Here is a 22,567-nt window from a genome sequence, read left to right as displayed (position 1 = left end):
TCAGGCACCTTCGTCGAGCGTATGAAAAAGCTCGTCTTCCTGCGCGCAGTGCATTCGAACGACGGCATCGAGGACGTAAAGAAGCCGTTGCAGCTCTCGCATGCCCTCTTCGTCCGGTCCTTCAGCCGGAAGGTCCGCCGCTATGCGCTGCAACACGTGAATGGTGCGAAAGATCTCCGCGTGGGTGCCGCTCATCGCGGCCAGGGGATCTTCACCGGCGAGTCTGCTGGCGAGGTCTGGGTACAGATGGACATCGTCCTCCTTTTCGTGCGGAAGCAGAACGCGCAGCAGAAGCTCGTTGATTCGGGCAAGCTCGGCCGGCACCGATTGCCTCGGAAGCTCCGGCAGCGCTTCGGCGAGACGCCTCAGCTCGCCCAATACCGGCTCCAGATTCATGTGGGCGGCCTGCAAGCGACTTGCATCGCCTCGCGGCAGCACCTGGTGATGCGATCCGGGTCTCATGCGCAGAACGCGAAGTGCGTTACCGATCACCGCAATGTCTATGACCTCCTGCAATACCGCGCCGTAGGGCGGACTCAGATAGCCGAGAGCGGCCACGATCATCGCCGCGATCGATAGCCCCATCCCTGCCGTGCCGCTTTGTATCGCGATGCGCCGGCATCGTCGGGCAATTTCAAGTCCGTCCACGAGGCGGTCGAGCCGATCGGTCAGAAGCACGATATCGGCAGCCTGCGCGGATGCCGCCGCACCCCGGGCGCCCATTGCCACGCCGATGTCGGCGGCGGCGAGCGCGGGCGCATCGTTGATCCCGTCCCCGACCATGACGACCACGCCGTGCTCGCGCGCCGACCGGATCAACGCGAGTTTGCCGCCCGGCGTCTGTTCCGAATGAATCTCACTGACTCCGAGACTCGCGCCGATGCTTTCCGCGACGTCCCTTCGATCACCCGTCAGCAGGGCGATTCGCGAGACTCCTGCGCGTCTGAGCAGGCGTAATGCGCGGGGCGTGTCGAGCCGGATGGGGTCCGCGAGCCTGAATGCGCCAACCATCACGCCGTCGACGTCGACGAAGACCGCCGAACCGTCTTCGTGGCCGAGACGACGCAAGAACGCGGCGCTCCACGGTGCAGCTTGCGCCTGGGCCGCTGCATGCGTGAACGAACCGATCGCCACGACGGACCCGTCGACGGTGCCGATGAGTCCCGCTCCCGGACACTCGGTGACCTGCGATGGCGCACTGAGCGCGAGACCGCGCTCGCGCGCCGCCAGCGTAAGCGCGTGCGCCACGACATGGCACGACGCCTGCGCCAGGGAAGCGGCCAGATGCAACGCACGTTCAGGCTTGATGCCGGGACTGCTCTCGATTGCGACCAGCCGGGCTCGACCACTCGTCAACGTGCCGGTCTTGTCGAAGAAGAGGATTTGCGCTTGCGCCAGACGCTCGATTGCGTCGCCGCTCTTGACCAGCACGCCATGTTTTGCGCAAGCGGACATGCCCGAAACGATCGCGACCGGCACCGCGAGTAATAACGGGCATGGCGTGGCGACAACGAGAACCGCCAGTGCGCGGATTACATCGCCTGTCGCGATCCAGCACGCGCCCGCGATCAGGAGGGTCACGGGGACGAAGAAGATCGCGTATCGGTCTGCCAGACGTGCGGTCGGACTGCGTGTCTTCTGCGCCGCTTCGACCATACGGACGATCCCGGCGAACGTGCTGTCGCACACGGTCGCCGCCGCGATCATCTCGAAAGGGGCGCCGGCATTCAACACGCCGCTCTGCACGCCCTCGCCGGCGCTTCGCGACCTGATGGCCGCCTCGCCGGTGAGCGCTGACTCGTCGAGTTCTGCGCGATGCGCCAGCGCTCCGTCGGCGGGCACTCTTTCGCCCGCCCGCACGAGCAGGCGATCTCCCGCGCAAATCGCTTCCGGGTTCACCTGACGCCATTCGCCCGCTTCGTACCGGTTGGCGAAGTTCGGAGCAAGCTTGAGCAACGCCGTCATCTCGGCGCCCGCACGGGCCTGCGCGAAAGCTTCGAGCGCGCGCCCGCCTGCCACCATCATTGACACCACCGCTGCGGTAAAGAATTCGCCGGTGGCCGCCGCGACAATCATCGAGAAGAGCGCCAGCACATCGATGCCGACCTCTCGTCTACGCAACGCATTGACCGCCGAAATGCACAAGACCACGCATGAAGGCACGACACACGCAAGCCAGATTGCATGTGCCATGCCCACCATGCGAGTCATGAAGAGGACTCCGCCAGCTGCAAGGCCGAGCGCCGTCATGCCAAAGATGCAAACGTGGAACGAGGGGTATTTTTTCAGCATGACATTCGACGCCATACCTCGCCCACAATCGGACTCAGGCGCGCCGCTTCTCTTCGAGTATCGTCTGGCGCGTGCTGACGTGGGACAGCTCCACGAGATAATCGCCGATGAATTGCAACAAGTCGTCCTCCGTGACCACGCCGACGAGACTGCCCGCGTCGTCGATCACGGCAATGCGTCGAACGCCGAGCCGTCGCATGCGCCGTGGCAGGCAAAAGCCGTCTTCCCATTCGAAGGCTGTCACGACGGGCGAGGTCATGATGTCCGCGACGAGAACCGATCCCGGCTCGATTTCTTCGGCCACTACGGAAATGGCGATGTCGCGGTCAGTGACAATGCCGAGGGGCGCGATGCGATCATGCTTGTTCTCGACAACCACGACGTCCCCGACATGGCTTGCTCGCATGAGCTTCGAAGCCTCCAGGACCGTTGTGTTGCGATCGCATGTCACCACGTTAAGCGTGCAGATTTGGCCGGCGCGCATGGTCACCTCGAGTTGGGCGTAAGGACTGGGTTCGTCATTCAAGGATCACGTGATCGAGTCGATCGGGGTAGCCGGAACGTGCATCTCTTTCCGCTAAGCGGCCGGCATCACCACGGGAAACTCGAGGTGCGAGACAACCTTTTTCACGCCCTCCACGTTCTCCGCCGCGATGCGAGCGGCCTGGCGTTCCTCCTCACTCATCACGACACCCCAGAGATGGACGACGCCTTCCTTCACGATGACGTTCTCCGGTGCGACCGCCCAGCGCTGGCCCTTCATGGCAAGCACTATGGCGTTGCGTATCCAGGCATCGTTGTGATCAACCGGCGCGGGTGGCTCGGGGGCCAGGGTGACGATCGCGCGCAACAGGTTGGCGCGGCTGATCAGGCCAACGACCTTTCCGTCGCGCATGACAGGCACCCGCTTGATGCGCCGCCGCTCGAGCAGCTCGGCGAGTTCCGCAACGGTGCAGTTCTCGTTGACGGTCACGACCTCCGTCGACATGACGTCCTTGACCTTGCCTGCGTGTTCCTTGACGTACTGGCTTGCAAGTTCCCGCGTCGAAGAAAGAAGCTCGAGCCACCACGCGCGATGTTTGAAGCCGGTGCCAATCTCCTGCCGATGCAGCAAATCGCCTTCGGTCACCATGCCGACGAGCCTGCCGGTCTCGTTGATCACCGGCATTCCGCTGATGTGCCCGAGCACCATCGTTCTTGCGGCGTCGCGCACGGTCATTTCCGGGTCGGCTGTGATGACGGACGTCGTCATGATGTCGGCTGCTCGCATGCTCATCCCCTTCGAGAAAGTTGGCGCCGTCGCCACGACGGCATCGGGCCGCGGAATGCCGCACGGCTTTGCGCCATTGTTCGCCTAGCCGCATCTCACGCGCTTGACCGAGATCAATTCGATCGCACACTCGACGAGACAGCGAGCGATGCGCACCATCAACACTGGCTTGACCTGGGTCAGCCAACATCGCCTTTATCTACGGTTTGATACCGGGGTGAGCTTTCGTTTTCCACAGGAGGCCGCTGATGCTGATCATTGCCGCGTTTATCTCGACGGTCTTTCTGTATAGCCTCATGTCCCGGGCGCTCGAGCGAACGGTCCTCACTGCACCCATGCTGTTCACGGCGCTTGGCGCGCTCATGTCTCTTTCGCATGAAGCACTGAACGAGCTCGCGCTCGACCGCAAGGATCTGCTCCTGGTTGCCGAACTGGGACTCGTGATGACACTCTTCGCCGACGCTTCGCGAGTCAGTCCCGGCATGCTGAAGGGTGAGACCAATTTGCCCGCGCGCCTGCTGAGCACCGGCATGTTGCTCACCATCGCGCTCGGCGTGCTGTGCGCGATGGTCGTTCTCGGGACGCTGAGCTGGTGGGAGGCAGGGATCCTGGCTGCCATTCTTGCGCCAACCGATGCAGGGCTCGGGCAGGTCATCGTCAATAGCCCGCGCGTGCCACCACGCATCCGCCAGGCATTGAACGTCGAGGCGGGTCTCAACGATGGCCTTTCGGTGCCATTCCTGATGTTCTTCATCGCATTGGCGGAAGCCCACGAGACAAACCGCGGTGGCGCGCTCCTCACGCGTTTCCTGATCGAGCAACTCGGCTATGGCGCGCTGATAGGACTCGGGATCGGCCTGCTCGGCGGCTGGTTGCTGGGTCTCGCCCAGCGAAAGCAATGGATGGCGGAAGCGGCCGCGCAACTTGGCGTGGTCGCGTTGCCGCTTGGCTGCGTGGTGGCGTCCGAAGCGACGCACGCCAGCATGTTCATCGCCGCATTCGTCGCCGGCTTCGCAACCCAGGCCGGCTTCGGCCAGGTCGGCAAGCATAGTCTGGGGTTCGCCGAGGATTGGGGGCAGTTCTTCAACTATTTCGTCTTCTTCATATTCGGCTTGCTCGTCACGCAGGTGTGGACGCAGTTCAGTCTTGCGATCGTCGCTTATGGCGTACTGAGCCTCACCCTGATTCGCGTCATACCGGTCGCAATCGCGTTATGGGGCACCGGGCTTAGCCGGCCGTCCGTCCTGTTCATGGGATGGTTCGGCCCGCGCGGATTGGCGTCGATCGTGCTCGGTCTCGTCTATCTCGACGGGGGAACCGCCCTGCCCGGCGAGCCGACCATCAAACTGGTCGTCATGGCGACTATCCTGCTCAGCATTTTCGCTCACGGTGTCACGGCGCTTCCCGCGATCGGCAAGTACGTAGACGCTATCGGCCCGCTTGGCGATGATGCGCCCGAGCATCGGCATGACGTACTCGGTGGCGCGGCCGACACACCGGCGGAGCGAGCGTGATCCACGCTGCTCGTGCAGACGAGCGGTATCGGCCGGAACAAGACGGAAACCGGCCGCCGGGTTGCGAGCAAGAGCGGATGACTGGGCCCGCGTCGTCCGCCAGCGCAGGATCGATCAGGCAGCACTACGAGGTCAATGCGCCGGCCGCAGGTATCAGTGGAGCGGCGTCGCAGACACGCCGATACATCGCCGCCACGGCCGACGCTTCGCATAGCCCGGTGCCTTCGCTCAACAGCATTCCTGCGGGACGCGCGCCGTCATAGACAGTTCAGGCACGGCGCTGGCCGCGACCCTGGCTGCCCCAGTGTTTCTGCTCAAAGCGAGTGGACCACGTCGACCGACGTCGCCACATCCACGGCGGGATTGAACGTCACCGTCACGATGTCTGTCATCTCGATTCCCCTTGCCGCCCATCACCACGCTACGGCCGCACCGTGCTGACGCTCGTGATCCTGCCGCCGTTCCGCGGCGGCGACGCGCCGCTTGACGGCAACGAAGCTGTCGGGACTGACGGAAATCGAATCGATGCCGCAGTCCACCAGAAAATCGGCAAACTCGGGATGGTCGCTAGGCGCCTGTCCGCACAATCCCACTTTGGCCTGCGCCTCATGCGCCGCACCGATCACGCTGCGAATCATCCACTCGACCGCTGCGTTCTGTTCGTCGAAGAGCGCTGCAAGTTCCGCCGAATCGCGATCCACGCCGAGCGTGAGCTGCGTCAGATCGTTGCTGCCGATGGAGAACCCGTCGAAACGCGCCGCGAACGACCTGGCCAGAATCGCGTTTGACGGAATTTCGCACATCACGTAGACCTGGAGACCGCGCTCGCCGCGTCGCAGGCCGTTCTGCGCCATGGTGTCCAGCACGCGGTCCGCTTCTTCGATCGAGCGGCAGAAGGGAATCATGACGATCACGTTGCTGAACCCGAGCTCGTCGCGCAAACGCCGGATGGCGCGGCATTCCAGTGCAAAGCCGTCACGGTAGCGAGGGGAGTAATAGCGGGAGGCGCCGCGAAAGCCGAGCATCGGGTTTTCTTCGTTGGGCTCGAACTGTGCGCCGCCCAGCAGATTGGCATACTCGTTGGTCTTGAAGTCGCTCATGCGCACGATGACGGGCCGCGGATGCAGCACGGCCGCGATGCGCGCCAATCCGCTTGCAAGCTGATCCACGAAGTAATCGGTCCTGTCGGCGTAGCCTTGCGTAAGCGCCGCGATCCGGCGCTTCACGTCTTCGTCTTCGAGCGCGTCGTAGCGAGCGAGCGCGAGCGGATGCACCTTGATGTGATTGCCGATCACGAATTCCATGCGCGCGAGTCCCACGCCATCCGCCGGAAGACGCCACCAGCGCAGCGCGGCGGCAGGATTGGCAAGGTTGAGCATGACCTTCGTGCGGGTTTCGGGAATGGATGAAAGATCGATGTCCTCGACCTCGAAGTCCGCCACGCCTTCATACACGAAGCCCTCGCGTCCTTCGGCGCACGAGACGGTCACGTCCTGCTCGTCGTGAAGCACGCGGGTCGCGTTTCCCGCGCCCACGATGGCCGGCAGCCCCAGTTCCCGGCTCACGATCGCCGCATGCGAAGTGCGGCCGCCGTGATCCGTGACGATGGCGGTCGCGCGCCGCATGACGGGCAGCCAGTCGGGATCGGTCGTCTGCGTGACGAGGACCGCCCCATCCACGAACCGCCCCATATCGCGAATGTTCTAGATGATGCATACGCGCCCCGAGGCGATCGCCTCGCCGATGCTGATGCCCGTCGCGAGCCGCGCGCCTGCCTGCTTGATGCGCCAGCTCCGCACCCCGCCGGCCGCACGCTGCGACTGCACGGTCTCCGGCCGCGCCTGCACGATGAAGAGTTCGCCCGTGTCGCCGTCCTTGGCCCATTCGATGTCCATCGGCTGGCCGTAGTGTTTCTCGATCGCACAAGCAGAGCGTGCGAGCTTCAGGATTTCCGCGTCGTCGAGCACGAAGGACTCGCGCTCATGCTTCGACGTCGGCACGTTTTGGGTCGGGTGCTCGCCCTGGGTCGCATAGACGAGCTTGCAGCGCTTCGCGCCCCGCTTCTTGCTGACGATGGGCGTGAGCGGCTCGTTCGCGAGCAGCGGTTTGAACACCTCGTACTCATCGGGCTCGACCGCGCCTTGAACCACGTTCTCTCCGAGTCCCCATGAAGCCGTGATCAGCACCATGCGATCGAAACCGGTTTCCGTGTCGATCGAAAACATCACGCCCGCCCCCGCGCGGTCCGAGCGGACCATGCGCTGCACGCCGACGGACAACGCCACCTTCATGTGATCGTATCCCTTCGCCTGCCGATATCTGATCGCACGATCCGTGAATAGCGACGCATAGCAACGGCGGCAGGCATCGAGCAGCGCCTTTTCTCCGCGAATGTGCAAATAGGTTTCCTGCTGTCCCGCGAAGCTGGCGTCGGGCAAGTCCTCAGCCGTTGCGCTGGATCGCACCGCGACGTCGCACTGCTCTTGTCCCGACCGACTGCCGAGCGCCGCATAGGCGCTGCGCACCGCTTGCGCGGTCGCCGGGGGCCAGTCGCCTTGAACGATCGCCTGACGTATTGCGTCGCCAGTCTCCGCGAGCGAGCGCTTACCCTGCGCCCATTGTTCGAGAAGGGACGATATGGGTTCGCGCAGCCCGTTTGCGTCAATGAATTCCCAGTATGCTTCTGACGTGAGCGCGAAGCCGGGCGGCACCTTGACGGCGGCGCCTTGCAGCATCGCCACCATCTCGCCGAGCGATGCATTCTTTCCGCCCACGCGTGCGATATCCGTGCGCCTCAGGTCCTCGAACCAGACGATCTGTGAAATGCAAGCGTCCATCTCCAGCTCCTTTCGCCTTGAGCGAGCGCGCGCTCTTTCAGATGCTCAGATATCCCTGAAAGAGCCAGGGCAGTTCATGCCCGAGCCGCTCTCGCTCTCCCGATCTTCTTTCGCCATGCACGTGCCGACGAATCCGGGGCCGCCGTCTTTCGCGAAGACAGGCGTGAACGCGAATGCGTCATCGATCCGAACAGTGAAGTCCGAATTGAACGACGAGGGCGCGATGATCGAAATCTGCCTGATCAGCGGCCTGCCGGTTTCGTCGGTCGAAGCGCCGCTCAGCGAGCCGGGCTGCTGCGTGCCTTCATAGCGCGCGGGCAATGCGTACGCTCTGCCGCCGGCTTCGACTTTGCCTCCGGCGACATACGAAAGCGGCAGGCCCCCATGCGGCAGCCGCCAGCAAGCCGGCGCCAGCGGTCCTTCAGGCCCGAGAGACAGCGGTGGATAGGCCCAAAGATAAAGCGTCAAAGGGCTTGTCTTCTGCAGAAAGTATTCGTTGAGCCAGTTCATCGCCTCGCCTCCGTCACGATCTGTCGATCGATTCGGCCCAGCTTAAGCGTGAGCACAGGCAAGTCGTTGATATGAGTCAATCGGGACGTGCGGCAAGAACCTTGAGCGATGTTTGACGCGAGGGACATGGCAGCAAGCCCATGCAGACTGATCCAGATCAATCGCCGGGCCGCATGCGGTGCAAGAATCGGACAACTCACCGTCACCTGCTTGCTTGCGCAAGCCTGCAGCCATGGCCAAGCCTCTTTTTCGTATCGGCGCCGTGCTCAACGCACCGTCTCCGCGACCGCTCGACAAGCCGCCTCGCGCCGTCGTCGATCTTCCCCGGCCGCAGCGCTTTGGCGGCATGCCTTTGCTGGACGCGCTCGCTGCGCGCCGCACGTCGCGCGACTTCGCGGATGAACCCGTCAATCTGGATCTGCTCAGCGAGTTACTGTGGGCCGCCAATGGCATCAACCGCGATGCCGAGGGCGGCCGCACGGCGCCCTCCGCGCTAGGCGGGTACGAGATCGATATCTACGTGCTGCTTGCGACGGGCTCGTATCGATATGAACCCGATGGACATCGGCTCGTGCTCGCCGCGCCGTTCGATCTGCGCGCGACGACGGGTTATCAGGACTTTCTGTCTTACGCGCCTGTCGATCTCGTCTTCGTCGCCGACCTGAACCGCATGCAGGATGTGCCCGCCCGCCAACGCGAAAGCTTCGCTTACGCCAGCGCGGGCGCGATCGTGCAAAACGTCTATCTGTATTGCGCTTCCGCCGGTCTGGCGGTGGGTGCGCGCGGCTGGATGAACCGCACGGCCCTCGCGGTCAACCTGAAACTGCCCACCGGATCGACGCCGGTACTGGCGCAAACGGTGGGCCATTTCGCGCGCACTCAATCGGCTCAATGACTTCGAAGTGGAACAGTGATGAACAGCAAACCCGAACACCTCGCGGTGCATGTCATCCGTCTCGACCACAAGCGCCTCGCCTCCGTCACGGCAGCCATGCTTGATTTCGTTCGCATGCTTGGCGAAGACGGAGCCGCGCCGGACCCTATCCTCCTGCGCGCGATGCTTTACTACATCCGTGAATATCCGGAACAGTTCCATCACCCGATGGCGGACCGCTTGCTCTTCGCCGCGTTGCGAAGCCGCACGGACGACTTCGACGACGTGCTGGTCGAGCTGAAATGCGAGCACATCGAAGGCGACCTGCGCCTGCGCAATCTCGAGCATGCGCTCACGCGTTTCGAGTTAAAGGGCGAGGCGGTCCTCCTGGGTCTGCGCACACTGATGGAGCAATACGTCAACTTTTGCGCGAACCACAGGCGCGTCGAGGAGACGGTGATTCTTCCTGCCGTCGAGCGTTTCCTCTCCGAGAGTGACTGGGCCCGCATCGACGCGATTGTTGAGAACCGGTTGGACCCGTTTGGCGAGGCGACATTCGAAGGCGAGAGCCTCGAAAGCCTCTATCGTCTGATCGTCAATGCGGTGCCGGCGATCGCCGAAACCCGCCAGGACGCATGAACACGAAGGCCGCGGCGACTCAACGGCGGTCGTCGCGGCCGCTCCGGTACCGCGCGAACCCATTCAAGTTGCTCGCCCCATTCCTATGGGTGAGTAGTTGCGGGACCTGTCTCGCGTTCGCCACGCCGGAACCGACCAGGCTGGTCGATGAGCAGCGCTGCATGTTCTGCCATACGGTCGACACGCCTTTCCGTGCGCCGTCGTTCAGACAGATCGCCGACCGCTACCGGGACGTGCCGGATGCGAGCAGCATGCTGGAAAAGAAGCTGCGCGAGGGTGGAGAGGCGCATTGGGGAAAGATGGCGATGCCGTCCGCGGCCGCGCGAGGCGGCGGGCCGCTTTCTGCCGCCGATGCCCGCAAGCTCGTTCAGTGGGTCCTGAGCCAGTAAGGTCAAGTTGCGCCTTCAACAACCCGGCTAGTGAGACCAAGATGACGTTCAAGACGATTGTCGTTCGACTCGATACGGGCACCCACGCGGCGAACCGGCTCGATGCCGCCGTCGCGCTGGCCGAGCGCTTCGACGCTCATCTGCGCGGCGTGTACTCGGAATTCACGCTCGATCCGCGCTTCTACTATCAGGCGGACAGTGCGCACCGCTATGAGATGTCGCTCGCGGAGGTGTGCCGCGCGCGGCGCGAAAGCGTCGAACACGTGTTCCGGGAACGACTTGCTGCAACGAAGCTCGCGCACGACTGGCTGGCGAGTGAGACGACCGGCGGGTCTTCGATCATCCCGTATGCACGATGCGCCGATCTCACGATCGTCGGACAGCATGATCCCAATGAACCGGATGCTTATCTCGCCGACCGTTTCCCCGAAAGCACGATCATGGGCGCAGGCGGCCCGGTACTGGTTTGGCCCCGCACAGGCGCGTCGAGTCCGCTTGATGGAACGGCGGTCGTCGCATGGGATGGAAGCCGGGAAGCCGCGCGCGCCGCCTTCGATGCGCTTGCGTTTCTGCGGCGGGCGAAGCGCGTGGACATCGTATCGGTCCGTGCCGATGGCGATCCTTCGCTCGGGGACGGACGAGCCGCGTCGGACCTCGCGCGAAGCCTGATCAGGCACTCGGTGCATGTGAATGTCGTCGAACTCGCCGTCCGACGGGAGGCCGACGTCGAATCAGCGTTGACGTCTTATCTGAGTTCGGCGAGCGCGCGACTGCTCGTGATGGGCGCCTTCCATCACGGCCGTGTGCGCGAGACCCTCCTCGGCGGCTTCACTCGGGCCGCACTGCGCGAGGCGGATCTGCCCGTCTTGATGTCAAACTGATCTCGAACGGACAGACCGATCCGGCGCGCTCAACGAAGCAGATCGGCAAGCGTCAACTGGATCGGCGTGCTGCTCGGACCCGCCTCGGCGAACTTGCGCGCCGCGACGAACAAGAAGTGCTCCGGGTCGGCCAGGAAGAGATTTTTCATGCTGGTTTCGTCGATATGCCTGACCTGCAGCATGTCTCTAAACACGCTGGCATCGACGCGAAAAGCCTGCTGCCGTCCATCCAGACTCCCGCTGAATTCAACGCCGTCCGCGTCGACGCGCAAGGGTACATCGAGCATCAAATCCTGAATCATGGCTTCGCTCCTCGTCCGGGCTTCGATTCGCACGTTCAGATACCCGGCATGATCGGATAAGGAATCGTATGGTCTTCCACCCGCTTGACCCCGGGAATGGCTTCCGACGCAATGCGCATGGCGTCGAGCTGATCGCTGGACCAGACGGCGCCCCACAAATGCACCACGCCGTCGCGCACCACGATGTTGCGTCCGGGGAATGCCCAATCTCGCCCGGCAAGCTCGCCCATGAGCATTGCGCGGATTTCCGCATCGTTTGCACCGGGGGCGCGGTCGTCAACCAGCGCGGATGCGAGCGCCTGCACGAGATTCGAGCGGCTCACGATGCCGACGAGGCGCCCGTCGCGTAATACCGGAACGCGTTTGATGTGACGGCTCTCCAGAACGGACGCGATGTTCGCGAGCGAGGCATCCTCGTTCACGCAAACGGGTTCGCGTGTCATGATCTCGCCGACCGTGCGCGCATGCGATTTGATGTAGTCTCCGGCGCCGCGGTCGGCGCCGAGCATTTCGAGCCACCAGGACTGGCGGCCTTGTGTCTTCTCGGTGTCGATTTCCTCGCGATGAAGCAAGTCGCCTTCGCTCACCATGCCGATCACACGCCGGTTCGCGTCGATGACCGGTGCGGCGCTGATGCGATGCTGCACCAGCAACAAGGCCAGCTCATGCACCGTGGTTTCGGGCGTCACGGAAACGACAGTGGTGGTCATTACATCGCGTGCTTGCATCATGGTCTCCAGGCGGTTCGGATATCGGAGCAGGAAAAAAAGCCAACTCGTCTAGTGCGTGTCCACGATACCGCGCGCGGCCTTTACCCCGTTGACATGCATCAATGGCTTGCAACGTAGTTGAAGGTGCGCCGGTCCCCCGATACGGGAATAGCGCAGCCTTGACTCGCATCAAGATCACACAGCCGGTAAGGCGCGACGATCGCCTCACTCAGATGCCGACGAGGCAACGAAATGGCCGCCTCCCTGCCAGAAATGCCGGATTCCAACGGATTCACGCCGCATCGCAACGACGATCCGGAAGTCGCGCGCCGCGTGCAGAAGTTGATCGATAGCCCGAGCTACGTCCAGGCGGACCAGGACGCGGAGTTCCTGCAGCGCCCGGAGATGTGCGGCTTGCGGCTTCAACTCGACTATTGGAAGGCCGAAGCGCTGTTGAAGGCTCACGCAGTCGACCACACCATCGTCGTCTACGGCAGCACGCGCATTGCGTCCAATAGCCGCTACTATGCGATCGCGCGTGCGCTCGGCGAGATCGTCGGCCGCGCGCCAGCGACCGCGACGTTGCCAAAGCTCACCGTCGTGACAGGTGGCGGCCCCGGCATCATGGAAGCCGCCAATCGCGGTGCGTTCGAAGCGGGGCACGCCAGCGTCGGTCTGAACATCACCCTGCCGCACGTGCAGTATCCGAACCCGTACATCACGCCGGAGCTGTGCCTGCGCTTTCACTACTTCGCGATCCGCAAGCTGCATCTTCTGGAACGCGCGATGGCAGCCGTGTTTTTTCCCGGCGGATTCGGGACCTGCGACGAGCTTTTCGAAGTGCTGACGCTCTTGCAGACGGGCAAGATCCGGCCTCTTCCGGTCGTGCTGGTGGGTGAGGCGTTCTGGCGCAAGGCGGTGAACTTCGATTTTCTCTTGCAGGAAGGACTGGTGTCCGCGGCGGATCTCGCGTTGTTCAGCTTTGCGGAATCGGCGGCGCAGACCTGGGAAACCGTCAACCGCTGGTATGAATCGCCTCGTTAGGCGTCTGCGTCTGCAACGCCATCGATTCAGACGCGTGTTGCCCATTGGCCTGCCGAGAGGCGTCGCTTGCCATCAGCTGCCGCAAGGTCTCGTGATCGACGACTTCCCGTGCCAGCAGCAGGCGGGCGAGCTTTTCGAGTAAGGGCTTTTCGTCCCGCAGCGGGCTGGCCACGGTGGTGCGTGGCTGGATCAATCATCGCGTACTTGCCGATGCCTTGCGGCTGAACGAGGACGAGTTGCCGGTTCTCGCGCAGACGATCGGCAAGCCTGCGATTTGATGACGATAGAGGCCGCCGAACTACCCTGCCCGGATGCCGGCGGCCCGTCGCATATCACTTCTTCGTGTCCGCCGACTGCTCGTCAACTCGCGTTCTTCGATTCGCCATCTGGCGTGATCTCTTCGTGCTGGTCGCGCACCAGCATCAGGGGAATCCTGGCGAGACTGGCCACCCGGTTGGCGACACTGCCAAAGAACGCACGCGCCACGCCACGCCTGCCGTGGGTGCCCATTACGATGAGATCGGCATTCCAGCGTTCGGCGTCGCGCAGCAGTGCATGGGAAACATCGTCTGCGCTGATGTCGGTGCTGACAAGATTGGCCGAAACATGCGCGCGCGTCACATTGCGCAGCGATTCGAGGCGCCGTGCCGCCTCTGCGATCGCCAGCTCGCCTTCCTTGACAAAGGCGTCTTCGAGCAGTGTCATCGGCACGAACTCGCTGTAGCGTATCGCGCGATCGACGACGTAGACCACGCGTATTTCTGTCTCGGGCGTGGCGAGCAAAGCGCCCATGTTTACCGCAGCGTATGACGTCGGACTGCCGTCGACCGCAAACAGAATGCGCTGAAATCCGGCCTCGCGCGCACTTTCGTATTTGTCCGGCACGACGACCATCGCACAGGGCGCGAGCTGGCTGAGCCTGTCTGTCACGGACGGATCGAGCCACCTCACCAGGCCGTGATGCTGGCGTGTGCCGAGAATCATCAGATCTGCGTGAGCGGCTTTGGCCTTGTCGGCGAGCGCATGCGCAACATCGCCATTTTCTTTGGCGAGATCGATCAAGTGCTCACGCACGCTGGCGGCCGTGTTCGCAAGCGCACTCTTGGACTCGGCTATCGCGCGTTGTGCGTCGTCCAGCAATTCCCTGCGCGCGACGCCCAGATCCAGACCTGCGAGCGCGGCGTGCGGTGCGAGCGGACGCGGATCCAGCGCCACAGCGGCGATGGTCAGTTCGACGCCGTGCTGCGCGAATCGCCGGGCAAACCTGGCGGCACAGTGCGATGCGTCGGAAGAATCGACGCAAAGAACGATGCGTCTGAAGCCGCTTGTCCGTGGCGGCACGTCTGTATCGGTTTCCATTGCTCCTCCCGTCGCGCTCTGCGCAGATCCATGCACGCCAGCCTAACGTTCGGCCCTTCCCGAACCCATGACTCAGATCAACCAGGTCGGCGGATTCGGCTCGATGCGCGAAATTGACTGGCGTCAAATCCCGTCAGGTCAACGCGAGTACCTTCACGCTCATGGACGAAAAACACTCGGAGACATCGTGCGACTCACGTTTCTTGGCGCGGCCGAAACGGTCACCGGCTCGAAATACCTGCTGGAATATGAGGACAAGCGCATCCTCGTCGATTGCGGCCTGTTTCAGGGCACGAAGAACCTTCGTCTGCGCAACTGGGCAAGTCCGGCGTTCGAGGTCGATTCGCTCACCGCAATCATCCTCACGCACGCGCATCTCGACCACTCGGGCTATCTGCCCGTGCTCGCTCAGGCGGGATATCGAGGGCCCGTCTACTGCACGCCCGGCACGAGCGATCTGTGCGAGATCCTGCTGCTCGACAGCGCGAAGCTTCAGGAAGAAGAAGCGTCATTCTCGACGCGACACGGCTTCTCCCGGCACCATCCTGCTCTGCCGCTCTACACGCTCAAGAACGCGCAGGACGCGCTCCGGCTGCTCGCGCCGCGCGCCTTCGACGTGACGACAGAGCTTGGCCACCATGCGGCATTTCGGTTTCTGCCCGCTGGACACATTCTTGGGGCGGCGAGTGTCGAGTTGCGGCTCGGCGGCCAGACGCTGCTGTTCTCGGGAGATGTCGGCCGCCCTTGCGATCCGCTCATGCGCGCGCCCCAGGCGCCTCCGCGCGCGGATGTGCTCGTCGTCGAATCGACCTATGGAGACCGGCTTCATGCGACGGTCGACCCTCTCGATGAAATCGCTGCCGTGTTCGCCGATACCTTCCGCCGTGGGGGCGTAGTGGTCATTCCTTGCTTCGCGGTTGGACGTGCGCAGACGCTCCTTCATTTCATCGCTTCGCTCAGGGAGGCCGGGCGCATTGCGCGGGTGCCCGTGTTCCTGGACAGCCCCATGGCCACGAGCGTCACGCAGACCTACGTTCGCCACGCAAGCGAGCACCGCCTGACGCGTTCGCAACTCGAAGCGATCGAGCACGTGGCGACCATCGTGCGCACCGTGGACGAGTCGAAAGCCGTCTGCGCGCGCAAGGGGCCCATGGTCGTCATTGCCGGCAGCGGCATGGCGACGGGAGGCCGCGTTCTGCATCACCTCAAAGTCTTCGCGCCGGATGACCGCAACACGATCCTGCTCGTCGGCTATCAGGCAGCCGGAACGCGTGGCGCCGCCCTGGCGGCGCATGCGCCCGCGATCAAGATCTTCGGCGAATATGTTCCGGTTCGTGCGCGTGTCGCCTCGCTCGACTCGATGTCGGCCCATGCCGACTATGCCGAGTTGCTCGACTGGCTGCGCGGCATGCCCGAGGCGCCGAGCCAGACTTTCGTCACGCATGGCGAACCGGCGGCGGCAGATGCGCTCAGGCGCCGGATCGAAGAGACCCTGCACTGGCCCTGCTCCGTGCCCGTCTACAAGGAGAGCGCGGAGTTGTGACACGTTTTCGGTTGCGTATCATCTCCGCTTCCGAAACGGTCCGGATTTGCTGACAATTCTCTCCGCTCTTCGATTCATGCGCCCTGAACACGAACTCGCTCGCCCTTCGAAGCTTCGGCCTTATCAAGTGAACTCGAGGTTGTCGACCACCGCCGTCACGCCGCGCGTCGCCCACGCCGCACCCCGGGCAGCATCGCGCTCTGACGCGCTGTCGACCTTGCCGGTGAGCGTCACGGTTCCGCCCTCCACCTTGATGTCGATGTGTTTGGCTTCACGCTCCGCGTGACGTTTGAGCGCGCGTGAGATCGCATCGCCAATATCTTCGGCGGCAAGGTCCGCGCGCACGCGAATCGCATTCGTTACGCCGGTTACCCCTCTCATGCGGGCTATTCCACGGGTAAGGCGATGGCTTTGATACGCCCAATCGACGTCTCCGCGCAGAGTGACATGGCCCTTTTCCACTTGTACGGACACCGCGCCCGCAGGCAGACCCGCTGTCCAGCGCAGCAGTGTATCCGCTGCGCTCGCTATATCGGCGTCATTACGCACATCATGATGAGGCAGCCGAATCTCCATCTCGACCACTACCGCGCGCACGCCCGACACGCGACGTGCGGCGTCCTCCGCCGCGAGCTTCTCGGCGTAGCTCGCAGGATGTCCCGATAGCGTGACGATCCCGTTCGCAACCTCTACGCCAATGCGGGTCGCGACCACGCCCGGGGTCCATTCGAGTTCTTCTTCCACGTCCTGCTTGATCTTCCAGTCCTCTTTCATGAGGCGCACCTCCTGCTTCGATCGTTGGCGCGCCAAGGCCGCGCGCCTGCCCTGGTCCTTAACTGATTTGCAGACGTTTCTGGTCCGCGGATGCCTTCTTCGGCAGCGTCAGCGTCAGAATGCCGTCCTGATATTGCGCACTCGCGCCGGCTTCATCGATCTCGCTGCCGAGCGAGAATGTGCGGCTCACTTCACCGGCATAGCGCTCGCGGCGAATCAGACGCTCGCCCTCCTTCACTTCCTTGTTGCGCTCGGACTTGGCATGGATGGACACGGTGTTGCGGTCGAGTTTGACGTCGATGTCCTTCTTCTCGACGCCGGGCAGTTCGGCCTTCACTTGATAGACCGCGTCCGTTTCGCTCACGTCGATCTTGACCTGGCCGAGGGGCAACTCCTCCGGCGAGAGGCCGCGCAGTGGCCGGAATAGCCCCTGGAACATGTCGGATACGGGTTCGATGGAAAAGGGATCGAAACGGGTTAGATGGCTCATGACAGTCTCCCTGAGAGCAAAGTCGAAAAATGACGGACCGGTGTCTGACGATCGGCTCGTGTTTGGACTCCTCATCGCGTTGATGGAGTACCGGACCACTGTAACTTTCGCGTCCCTGACCCGATTGACATGAGTCAAGCAAAGCCGGTCAAAGAGCGTCGATCAGGCGTTCTGAATCGCTTCGAACGGCCGACGGCGTGATAGCAGAACCGGCACTTCCGTCAGTTCGGTCACGCGCCCGGAAACGGTGCCGAGCATCCACCGCGCAACGCCGCGCTGCCCGTGCGTGCCCATGAGAATCGCATCGGCTCTCCAGCGCGCCGCCTCCCGGACGATCGCATGCGCGACATCGTCCGCGACGTCCTCAGTGGGTACGATCGCCGCTTCGAACGTGAAGTCTTTCGTGCTCCAGGACTGCGAAAACATGCTGCGCGCCTTGGCCAATGCCAACTGCCCTTCGTCGCGGAACGCTTCCTGAAGCGACGCACGCGAGGCGGCGTCCGTTCCCCTCACCGATCGATCCACGACGTAGATCGCCCTCACGAGCGCCCCAGGCTCGGCGATTCTGAGCCCCGCACGCAAAGATTCCAACGAACCGGGGCTGCCGTCCACCGCGCACAGAAGCCGGCTGGGGCGTGTGATCAGATTGCGCGGATGTTTCTCAGGCAGCACGAGCATCGAGCAATGGGCCGTGCCCGGCGCTTCTCGCGCCGCGCGCTCGGTCCACTGCAGGATGGCAAGGTGCTGGCGCGCGCCGAGCACCACGAGGTCCGCCCGCCACGCCTGCGCGGCGCGCGTGAGCGCGTGGGCTGCGTCCCCGCCGCCTTCGAACAGATCGGCGATGAGCATGTCGACGTCGATGCCCGCGTCATTCAGGCAAGCCTGCGCGCGGCTCACGCTCGCCTCCACCCCGCGCTGCAAGTGCGCGTGTGCGGCGCTCAGATTGAAGAACGCGAGCGGCGCATGCGGAATCATCGCGCGTGCGTTTTCGAGCAATCCGACGATGCGCACCTTCGTGTCGGCGTCGGCGAGTGAGACGATCAGCGCGGCGGCATTGGCCCAGTCCTCGGTCGAATCAATGCATAGCATGATGCGCCCGAAGGATGCGCGATGCTTGCGCGGAGTTGGTGTGTTGTTCATACGATCCTCATGCCCTGAACGCAGCTTCGTCGGTACAAGGAAATGCGACGAGAGCCGCAACCTCTTCCCTCTGCTCTGCACGGCGCGACCGCTGTGCGTACGCCCCGACTCTATTCTCAGACCACCCTGCACGGTTGATCCACATCAACGGCACCGGGACTTCCTCCGTCTGCCTGCCGTTGATGTGGATCAATCGAGGCGCATGAACCCGGCTCAAGCTAGGGGAGATCCATTCAACGCCACTCACCGAGGCACGTCATGCTTTCGAATGTCTCAAACGATCCCTGGAGCATCAAAGAGGCCGACCTTTCTCCGCTCGCGGATGACGCCGCCAAACTGCGCTTCGCGCTCCATTACGCCGTGCTTGCCCCCTCGAATCACAATGCGCAGCCATGGCGCTTCATCGTCGACGGGACGAACGTATTTCTGTGCGCCGATCGCACGCGCGCGTTGCCCGTTGTCGATCCTTACGATCGCGAGCTCATCATCGGATGCGGCGCGGCGCTCTTCAACTTGAGGGTCGCGTTGCAGCGTCTCGGCCTCGGCTACGCGATCACGTTGCTGCCCGATCGCCTCGACCCGGACGTTCTAGCCAAGGTGCGCGTTCTCGAGGGCGCGGGCGATGCGAGCCTCACGGGGCTCTTCGAGGCGATGACAGAGCGCGTTACCACGCGTGAAGCGTTCGACATCGAGCCGGTGCCGATGGACGTCCAGGATGAACTCGTGCAGGCTGCCGTAGCGGAAGGTGTGGACGCGCAGTGCTTCGCGTGGGCCGCCACGCGTGAAAGTATTGGCGAACTCGTCGCCCAGGCGGATCTCGAGCAATTCCGCGATCCTCGCTTTCGTCGCGAACTCGCAAGCTGGATTCACGCAAGCCGGCGCAAGGACGGCATGCCTGCCTACTCGGCGGGCGTAAGCGCTCTGCTCGATTTCGCATCGCCGATTGCATCGTCCGTGCTGCGTACGTTCGATCTCGGATCTGGCGCTGCGGCAGCCCATCGGCGCCTGGTGGAACATTCCCCGATGTTGCTTTGCATCGGCACCGGCGAAGACAATCCCGCCGCGTGGCTCGCTGCCGGGCAGGCGCTCGAACGCGTGCTTCTCACGGCGGTCAGTCGCGGACTCTGTGTGTCGTATCTGAATCAGCCGATCGAGGTCGAAGCGCTTCGTGATGTACTGCGGCGCGAAACCGGCATGGCAACGCTGCCTCAGTTGCTGTTGCGCATCGGCCGAGGCCCGAAGTGCCCGCATACGCCGCGGCGGGCGATGTCGGACATGGTCGTCCTTTGAGGGTTGGTCGTGTGGTTGCTCGCATGGCTCAGCGAGCTTTGCATGCGACTCACGATGCACGCAACCCATGTCCGCTCAGTTCAGCCCGAACCGGCGTACGAACCAGCGTTTGAGGATGTGCGTGAGCAATGCGTAGCCTGTGAGCATGGCGAGCAGTCCGATCCAGTATGTACTCGGCAAGGGAACGAAGCCGAGCTATGAACCGAGCGAAAGATAAGGCAGGATCGTGCCGAAGGCCGCGACCGACAGACTCGTCGCGATCAACGCCGCACTCGCGCGGCTCTCGACGAACGGCACCTTCGCCGTCCGGATGATATGAATGATGAGCGTCTGGCTCATCAGCGATTCGACGAACCAGCCTGTCTGGAAGAAGGACGCATGTCCCACGCAATACCTCTGGAGATTCACCCGGCGGCACCCATGGCGAACCCTCGTTCAATCGATGTGAAGAGCGCTTGAGAAAGCCGAGCATGTATCGTCGACGCCGATGCGAGCACGCCTCAGCGCACGGCGTGAAAGCCGGGCTGGCCGATCTGCTCGGGAAACTGCACCACTCTTTTGAAGCGTGGCGTGTCGAAGCCCATTTGATCGAGCCGGGCGAGCAGAGACTGGTATACCTCTTCGCTCATGTCGGGGCGACGCGAGAGTATCCAGGCGAAATCCTTGTCCGGTGTTGCACGAACCGTGTACTGATAGTCTGCGTCGACGTACACCGTGATGACGATGAACTCGAACGGCCACAAGGGACGCACTCGCCAAACCGAATTGTGCGCGCCGTGCCCGGGCTTCGCGATGAACGTTGTGCCTGTTTCAGGTTGATCGAACCCGTGTTTTCGGCCCACGACGGCATCCTCAATGCGCCCGTCCGGGCGCAAGGTCCACACGGCGCAACTTGCCACATAGTCACGCTCATCCACCATCGGGATATTCGCGATCACGTACCAGCGACCCATGTAGCGCGGCAGATCCACGAGCACCGGTACGAGCATGTCGTCCGCGTGCGGGTTCGGGTTGACGGGTGCGTTAGTACATCCGAACATGCCCAAAGCGATCAAGCTGATCAGCACGGCACGAAAGAATCGCTTCATCCATCCCTCGAAGAGACAATCGATTGAGCCAGACCATGCTCGCGTTTGCATGGCGCGCCCAGATTGACTTGAGTCAAACGAAAGCACATGTTCCACGCGCACAGTCGTCTTCGACTTCAGGACACGCAACGCGACGGTCCGCGATCTATCCGCATCCGGCCGGACGCTTCGCGCGAATCGGCCGGCAGTGTCACGACGTATCGGCCGAACCGGGTTAAACGCCGATCGTGTTCGAAGCCTTGAGACGAATCCAGGTCATGCCTTCGCGCAGCCCTGCGAGAATGGCCTCGTGCTCGTTGTCGTAGGTATGCGCATGCTTGAACCGATGCATGAAGCGTCCGCCGTCGACGTTGCGCTGCTCGACGCTGACCGCGCATTCGATGCCCCGCGGCGTGTGCTCCGTGCTGCAACTGACGGTCCAATCGCTATTGTCGATAGATCCCTTGAGCGACATGTCGGTTCTCCTTCGAGTGATTCGGAAAATGCGTCGCAGCGCGCGGCAGATCGAGATCAAGAGTATTGGCTTTCAACGTCGGCTGAAGATCGAACGCTTGATTGACGTAATGCACTGGCGCGGTTGAACACGCCGACTCTACGGGTGGCGAACCGCGCACACTTGAGCCAGATCAACGGAATCCCCGATCGGCGGCGCAGTGTAATCGCTTGATTTCGGTCAACGTCCATCCGGGGCGACGGCCGCAGACTCGATCTCACTCAATGACGCATCGCTTTTCGATGCAATCCGCTTCAGGAGTCTGCGATGAGCTACAGGAGCATCGTCGTCCATCTGGATGCAAGCGAGCGCGCCACGTATCGCCTGGACAGCGCCCTCTCGATCGCAAAGCGTTTCAAGGCGCACCTGGCCGCCATCTACGCGACGTTCACGCCCGAGCCTTCGCCTTGGGGCGTCATGGCGGGCTCCGCCGGATGGTACGAAAAGCTCGAAAGCGATCGGCAGGCGCGTGGCCAAGCGCTCGAACGTCTATTTCATGCCGGCCTCGCCCACGCGGGCCTTTCCGGAGAGTGGATCGATGAGCTAACACGCCCGCGTGAGCAAGTCGCCCGACGCGGACGGAGCGCGGATCTCGTCATCGCCGGACAGGACGATCCGAACGATCCGGATACTCATATCGCCGATCATTTTGCCGAGACGCTCGTCATGACGGCGGGACGACCGCTGCTGCTGGTTCCCTATTCAGGCGTGTTTGCCAACGTGGGCAACAACATCCTGGTCGCCTGGAACGGCAGCCGGGAAGCCACGCGAGCGGTGCACGACGCGCTGCCGTTCATGCGGGAAGCCAGGCAAGTCACACTCGTCGCCATCGATGCGATGAAACGCGAGCAGACCGGCGCCCGCATCCCCGGCGCGGATATCGCGTCGACGCTCGCGAGGCACGGCGTGCATGTGACGGTCCGCGAAACCGGCGCAACCGGCGAAACCGCTGACGCATCCGTGGGCGACGCGCTCATCTCCGAGGCGCGAGGCGTCGGTGCGAATCTCATCGTCATGGGCGCCTACGGCCATGCTCGCTGGAAGGAAGTCGTGCTCGGGGGCGCTACACGAACCATGCTGCGCTCGATGACGGTGCCTGTCCTCATGTCGCATTGAACGAAACCGCTT

23 protein-coding genes and 2 pseudogenes are annotated in these 22,567 nt (G+C 63.1%); 10 read left to right on the top strand and 15 right to left on the bottom strand.

Annotated features, from left to right (window positions below; genetic code table 11):
* The 3 genes from LY284_RS05170 to LY284_RS05160 all read right to left on the bottom strand — a co-directional run bounded on the left by LY284_RS05170 (position 1) and on the right by LY284_RS05160 (position 3,562).
* Positions 1 to 2,292, bottom strand: coding sequence for a heavy metal translocating P-type ATPase (locus LY284_RS05170; RefSeq protein ID WP_375294235.1), 2,292 nt, complete (start codon positions 2,290 to 2,292; stop codon positions 1 to 3).
* 34 nt (positions 2,293 to 2,326) lie between these two features.
* The gene (locus LY284_RS05165) at positions 2,327 to 2,776 is read right to left on the bottom strand and encodes a CBS domain-containing protein (protein WP_077157866.1); all 450 of its coding nucleotides are present in this window, start codon (positions 2,774 to 2,776) and stop codon (positions 2,327 to 2,329) included.
* 93 nt (positions 2,777 to 2,869) lie between these two features.
* Positions 2,870 to 3,562 carry a CBS domain-containing protein gene (locus tag LY284_RS05160; protein ID WP_233384934.1) on the bottom strand — a complete coding sequence of 231 codons (693 nt, stop codon included), beginning with the start codon at positions 3,560 to 3,562 and terminating at the stop codon, positions 2,870 to 2,872.
* Between the two features lie 248 nt (positions 3,563 to 3,810).
* Here LY284_RS05160 and LY284_RS05155 point away from each other — a divergent pair, with 248 nt between their 5' ends.
* Positions 3,811 to 5,076, top strand: coding sequence for a cation:proton antiporter (locus LY284_RS05155; RefSeq protein WP_233384931.1), 1,266 nt, complete (start codon positions 3,811 to 3,813; stop codon positions 5,074 to 5,076).
* Positions 5,077 to 5,489: 413 nt separating this feature from the next.
* Here LY284_RS05155 and ppsA read toward each other — a convergent pair.
* Positions 5,490 to 7,913, bottom strand: a pseudogene (gene ppsA / locus LY284_RS05150) (phosphoenolpyruvate synthase).
* 45 nt (positions 7,914 to 7,958) lie between these two features.
* Positions 7,959 to 8,423 carry a hypothetical protein gene (locus LY284_RS05145; protein ID WP_233384917.1) on the bottom strand — a complete coding sequence of 155 codons (465 nt, stop codon included), beginning with the start codon at positions 8,421 to 8,423 and terminating at the stop codon, positions 7,959 to 7,961.
* Between the two features lie 232 nt (positions 8,424 to 8,655).
* On the opposite strand from LY284_RS05145, the gene LY284_RS05140 reads away from it, so the two are divergent.
* Genes LY284_RS05140 through LY284_RS05125 form a run of 4 tightly spaced genes read left to right on the top strand, consistent with a single transcriptional unit; the run spans position 8,656 to position 11,206 of the window.
* Positions 8,656 to 9,318 (top strand): SagB/ThcOx family dehydrogenase, encoded by a 663-nt coding sequence (locus LY284_RS05140; protein ID WP_233384908.1) that lies wholly within the window; start codon positions 8,656 to 8,658, stop codon positions 9,316 to 9,318.
* 18 nt (positions 9,319 to 9,336) lie between these two features.
* On the top strand, positions 9,337 to 9,936 hold the full coding sequence (locus LY284_RS05135; RefSeq protein WP_233384906.1) for a hemerythrin domain-containing protein: 600 nt from the start codon (positions 9,337 to 9,339) through the stop codon (positions 9,934 to 9,936).
* Positions 9,933 to 10,325, top strand: a complete 393-nt coding sequence (locus LY284_RS05130; protein WP_375294234.1) for a c-type cytochrome — start codon at positions 9,933 to 9,935, stop codon at positions 10,323 to 10,325. The genes LY284_RS05135 and LY284_RS05130 overlap by 4 nt, the downstream gene beginning before the upstream one ends.
* A 41-nt stretch (positions 10,326 to 10,366) precedes the next feature.
* Positions 10,367 to 11,206, top strand: a complete 840-nt coding sequence (locus LY284_RS05125) for a universal stress protein (RefSeq protein WP_233384904.1) — start codon at positions 10,367 to 10,369, stop codon at positions 11,204 to 11,206.
* 29 nt (positions 11,207 to 11,235) lie between these two features.
* On the opposite strand, the gene LY284_RS05120 is transcribed toward LY284_RS05125, so the two are convergent.
* On the bottom strand, positions 11,236 to 11,541 hold the full coding sequence (locus tag LY284_RS05120; protein ID WP_233384902.1) for a hypothetical protein: 306 nt from the start codon (positions 11,539 to 11,541) through the stop codon (positions 11,236 to 11,238).
* A gap of 2 nt (positions 11,542 to 11,543) precedes the next feature.
* The gene (locus LY284_RS05115) at positions 11,544 to 12,236 is read right to left on the bottom strand and encodes a CBS domain-containing protein (RefSeq protein ID WP_233387144.1); all 693 of its coding nucleotides are present in this window, start codon (positions 12,234 to 12,236) and stop codon (positions 11,544 to 11,546) included.
* A gap of 234 nt (positions 12,237 to 12,470) precedes the next feature.
* On the opposite strand from LY284_RS05115, the gene LY284_RS05110 reads away from it, so the two are divergent.
* Positions 12,471 to 13,262 carry a TIGR00730 family Rossman fold protein gene (locus tag LY284_RS05110; protein WP_375294233.1) on the top strand — a complete coding sequence of 264 codons (792 nt, stop codon included), beginning with the start codon at positions 12,471 to 12,473 and terminating at the stop codon, positions 13,260 to 13,262.
* Here LY284_RS05110 and LY284_RS05105 read toward each other — a convergent pair.
* Entirely contained in the window at positions 13,234 to 13,434 is a 201-nt protein-coding gene (locus LY284_RS05105) for a hypothetical protein (RefSeq protein ID WP_233384894.1), read from the bottom strand. The genes LY284_RS05110 and LY284_RS05105 overlap by 29 nt on opposite strands.
* Between LY284_RS05105 and LY284_RS05100 the strand changes: the two are divergent.
* Positions 13,424 to 13,540 (top strand): annotated as a pseudogene (locus tag LY284_RS05100) (SagB/ThcOx family dehydrogenase); the annotation flags it as partial. The gene LY284_RS05105 and the pseudogene LY284_RS05100 sit on opposite strands and share 11 nt — an antisense overlap.
* 82 nt (positions 13,541 to 13,622) lie before the next feature.
* On the opposite strand, the gene LY284_RS05095 reads toward LY284_RS05100, so the two are convergent.
* The gene (locus tag LY284_RS05095) at positions 13,623 to 14,621 is read right to left on the bottom strand and encodes a universal stress protein (RefSeq protein ID WP_233384884.1); all 999 of its coding nucleotides are present in this window, start codon (positions 14,619 to 14,621) and stop codon (positions 13,623 to 13,625) included.
* Between the two features lie 187 nt (positions 14,622 to 14,808).
* On the opposite strand from LY284_RS05095, the gene LY284_RS05090 reads away from it, so the two are divergent.
* The gene (locus LY284_RS05090; RefSeq protein ID WP_233384883.1) at positions 14,809 to 16,164 is read left to right on the top strand and encodes an MBL fold metallo-hydrolase RNA specificity domain-containing protein; all 1,356 of its coding nucleotides are present in this window, start codon (positions 14,809 to 14,811) and stop codon (positions 16,162 to 16,164) included.
* A gap of 123 nt (positions 16,165 to 16,287) precedes the next feature.
* Here LY284_RS05090 and LY284_RS05085 read toward each other — a convergent pair whose 3' ends face one another.
* The 3 genes from LY284_RS05085 to LY284_RS05075 all read right to left on the bottom strand — a co-directional run bounded on the left by LY284_RS05085 (position 16,288) and on the right by LY284_RS05075 (position 18,568).
* A complete protein-coding gene (locus LY284_RS05085; RefSeq protein WP_233384874.1) occupies positions 16,288 to 16,938 on the bottom strand; it encodes a BON domain-containing protein in 651 nt (216 codons plus the stop codon).
* A gap of 58 nt (positions 16,939 to 16,996) precedes the next feature.
* Positions 16,997 to 17,428, bottom strand: a complete 432-nt coding sequence (locus LY284_RS05080; protein WP_233384865.1) for an Hsp20/alpha crystallin family protein — start codon at positions 17,426 to 17,428, stop codon at positions 16,997 to 16,999.
* 162 nt (positions 17,429 to 17,590) lie between these two features.
* Positions 17,591 to 18,568, bottom strand: coding sequence for a universal stress protein (locus LY284_RS05075; RefSeq protein WP_233384856.1), 978 nt, complete (start codon positions 18,566 to 18,568; stop codon positions 17,591 to 17,593).
* A gap of 258 nt (positions 18,569 to 18,826) precedes the next feature.
* Between LY284_RS05075 and LY284_RS05070 the strand changes: the two genes are divergently transcribed.
* A complete protein-coding gene (locus tag LY284_RS05070) occupies positions 18,827 to 19,858 on the top strand; it encodes an Acg family FMN-binding oxidoreductase (protein WP_233384855.1) in 1,032 nt (343 codons plus the stop codon).
* A 195-nt stretch (positions 19,859 to 20,053) separates the two neighbouring features.
* Here the strand turns inward: LY284_RS05070 and LY284_RS38995 are convergent, their stop codons facing one another.
* From LY284_RS38995 to LY284_RS05055, 3 genes are all read right to left on the bottom strand, one after another.
* Positions 20,054 to 20,245, bottom strand: a complete 192-nt coding sequence (locus tag LY284_RS38995) for a hypothetical protein (RefSeq protein ID WP_309243178.1) — start codon at positions 20,243 to 20,245, stop codon at positions 20,054 to 20,056.
* A gap of 113 nt (positions 20,246 to 20,358) precedes the next feature.
* Positions 20,359 to 20,946, bottom strand: a complete 588-nt coding sequence (locus LY284_RS05060; protein ID WP_233384848.1) for a lipocalin family protein — start codon at positions 20,944 to 20,946, stop codon at positions 20,359 to 20,361.
* 214 nt (positions 20,947 to 21,160) lie between these two features.
* A complete protein-coding gene (locus LY284_RS05055) occupies positions 21,161 to 21,400 on the bottom strand; it encodes a hypothetical protein (RefSeq protein WP_014191401.1) in 240 nt (79 codons plus the stop codon).
* A 306-nt stretch (positions 21,401 to 21,706) separates the two neighbouring features.
* On the opposite strand from LY284_RS05055, the gene LY284_RS05050 reads away from it, so the two are divergent.
* Positions 21,707 to 22,555, top strand: coding sequence for a universal stress protein (locus tag LY284_RS05050; protein ID WP_233384839.1), 849 nt, complete (start codon positions 21,707 to 21,709; stop codon positions 22,553 to 22,555).
* Positions 22,556 to 22,567 lie beyond the last annotated feature (12 nt).

Origin of the sequence: Caballeronia sp. PC1, assembly GCF_021353155.1 — a bacterium.
Classification (GTDB): Bacteria; Pseudomonadota; Gammaproteobacteria; order Burkholderiales; family Burkholderiaceae; genus Caballeronia; species Caballeronia cordobensis.
The sequence above is the reverse complement of the archived record's forward strand: the minus strand, read 5'-3'. Positions and strand labels throughout refer to the sequence as shown.

Coding starts and splice junctions, on each gene's coding strand:
- LY284_RS05170 (WP_375294235.1), bottom strand. CDS start 2,292: ATGCTGAAAAAATACCCCTCGTTCCACGTTTGCATCTTTGGCATGACG.
- LY284_RS05165 (WP_077157866.1), bottom strand. CDS start 2,776: ATGCGCGCCGGCCAAATCTGCACGCTTAACGTGGTGACATGCGATCGC.
- LY284_RS05160 (WP_233384934.1), bottom strand. CDS start 3,562: ATGCGAGCAGCCGACATCATGACGACGTCCGTCATCACAGCCGACCCG.
- LY284_RS05155 (WP_233384931.1), top strand. CDS start 3,811: ATGCTGATCATTGCCGCGTTTATCTCGACGGTCTTTCTGTATAGCCTC.
- LY284_RS05145 (WP_233384917.1), bottom strand. CDS start 8,423: ATGAACTGGCTCAACGAATACTTTCTGCAGAAGACAAGCCCTTTGACG.
- LY284_RS05140 (WP_233384908.1), top strand. CDS start 8,656: ATGGCCAAGCCTCTTTTTCGTATCGGCGCCGTGCTCAACGCACCGTCT.
- LY284_RS05135 (WP_233384906.1), top strand. CDS start 9,337: ATGAACAGCAAACCCGAACACCTCGCGGTGCATGTCATCCGTCTCGAC.
- LY284_RS05130 (WP_375294234.1), top strand. CDS start 9,933: ATGAACACGAAGGCCGCGGCGACTCAACGGCGGTCGTCGCGGCCGCTC.
- LY284_RS05125 (WP_233384904.1), top strand. CDS start 10,367: ATGACGTTCAAGACGATTGTCGTTCGACTCGATACGGGCACCCACGCG.
- LY284_RS05115 (WP_233387144.1), bottom strand. CDS start 12,236: ATGCAAGCACGCGATGTAATGACCACCACTGTCGTTTCCGTGACGCCC.
- LY284_RS05110 (WP_375294233.1), top strand. CDS start 12,471: ATGGCCGCCTCCCTGCCAGAAATGCCGGATTCCAACGGATTCACGCCG.
- LY284_RS05095 (WP_233384884.1), bottom strand. CDS start 14,621: ATGGAAACCGATACAGACGTGCCGCCACGGACAAGCGGCTTCAGACGC.
- LY284_RS05085 (WP_233384874.1), bottom strand. CDS start 16,938: ATGAAAGAGGACTGGAAGATCAAGCAGGACGTGGAAGAAGAACTCGAA.
- LY284_RS05080 (WP_233384865.1), bottom strand. CDS start 17,428: ATGAGCCATCTAACCCGTTTCGATCCCTTTTCCATCGAACCCGTATCC.
- LY284_RS05075 (WP_233384856.1), bottom strand. CDS start 18,568: ATGAACAACACACCAACTCCGCGCAAGCATCGCGCATCCTTCGGGCGC.
- LY284_RS05070 (WP_233384855.1), top strand. CDS start 18,827: ATGCTTTCGAATGTCTCAAACGATCCCTGGAGCATCAAAGAGGCCGAC.
- LY284_RS05060 (WP_233384848.1), bottom strand. CDS start 20,946: ATGAAGCGATTCTTTCGTGCCGTGCTGATCAGCTTGATCGCTTTGGGC.
- LY284_RS05055 (WP_014191401.1), bottom strand. CDS start 21,400: ATGTCGCTCAAGGGATCTATCGACAATAGCGATTGGACCGTCAGTTGC.
- LY284_RS05050 (WP_233384839.1), top strand. CDS start 21,707: ATGAGCTACAGGAGCATCGTCGTCCATCTGGATGCAAGCGAGCGCGCC.